Genomic DNA, 1,082 nt, shown 5'->3' with positions numbered 1-1,082 from the left:
GGGCGGACGACGTGGCGCGCGATGCTGCGCCTACGTGGCGGCATTGCAGCGATCTGCCTGAAGACACGTACGGGTCCCGACGGCTGGGACCGGCGCCGAGGCTCGCCTATCAGCCTCTCGCGTCGGATAGGTCGGGAGCGGTAGATGATCGGTGACACTGCGGTATCGCCCTGTGGCGGCGGTTTTGACGGGCTGGAGACACCGTGCCTCCTCTTGGACGCCGACATCCTGCAGGCGAATGTCGACAGGATGCGCAGGCATCTCGACGGGCTGGGCGTCACCCTGCGCCCGCATCTCAAGACGGCCAAATCCCTCGAGGTCGCGCGCCGGGCGATGGCCGGTCCCGCTGGGCCCGCGACGGTCTCGACGCTCCGGGAGGCCGAGTATTTCGCCGAAGGCGGCGTGCGCGACATGATCTACGCCGTCGGCATCGCACCGCAGAAGCTCGATCGGGTCGGAGCCATCCGACAGCGCTGGGGGGCGGATCTGGCGATCGTCCTGGATTCGGCAGCCCAGGCCGAGGCTGTGGCGGCCTGGAGCCGGCGCAGCGGCGATGCCCTGCCGGTGCTGATCGAGGTGGATGCCGATGGACATCGCTCCGGGGTCGGGCCGCGGGATGCCGAAACGCTCGTCGCCATCGGCCGCGCGGTCGCGGACGGCGCGAGCCTGCGCGGCGTGCTGCTCCATGCCGGCGACAGCTATGGGCTGAGCGATCCCGCCGCCCTTCGTCGGGCGGCCGAGGCCGAGCGCGTGGCCGCCGTCGCGGCGGCGCAGATCCTGCGCGGCGCCGGCCTCCCCTGCCCTGTCGTGAGCGTCGGATCGACACCCACCGCCCGGTATGCGGAGACCCTCGCGGGCGTCACGGAGGTGCGCGCCGGCGTGTTCATGATTGGCGACTTGTTCCAGGCGGGCGTCGGCTCCTGCACGATCGACGACATCGCCCTCACCGTTCTCGCGACGGTGATCGGGCATCAGCGGGACAAGGGCTGGATCATCACCGACGCGGGATGGATGGCACTCTCGCGTGATCGTGGCACCGCGCGGCAGGCGGTCGATCAGGGTTATGGCTTGGCCTGCGACAT

Annotated in this window: 1 protein-coding gene; it reads left to right on the top strand. The window is 70.6% G+C overall.

Translation table 11 applies throughout. From position 1 onward, the window contains the following. Nucleotides 1-144: 144 nt before the first annotated feature. Nucleotides 145-1,082 (top strand): alanine racemase (locus I53_RS07560; protein WP_043348622.1); only part of this gene is annotated, 938 nt, incomplete at its 3' end.

It is taken from the genome of Methylobacterium sp. B1 (assembly GCF_000333255.1).
GTDB classification, from domain to species: Bacteria; Pseudomonadota; Alphaproteobacteria; order Rhizobiales; family Beijerinckiaceae; genus Methylobacterium; species Methylobacterium fujisawaense.
Note: the sequence above shows the minus strand (reverse complement) of the source record. Positions and strands in the feature narration are given on the sequence as shown.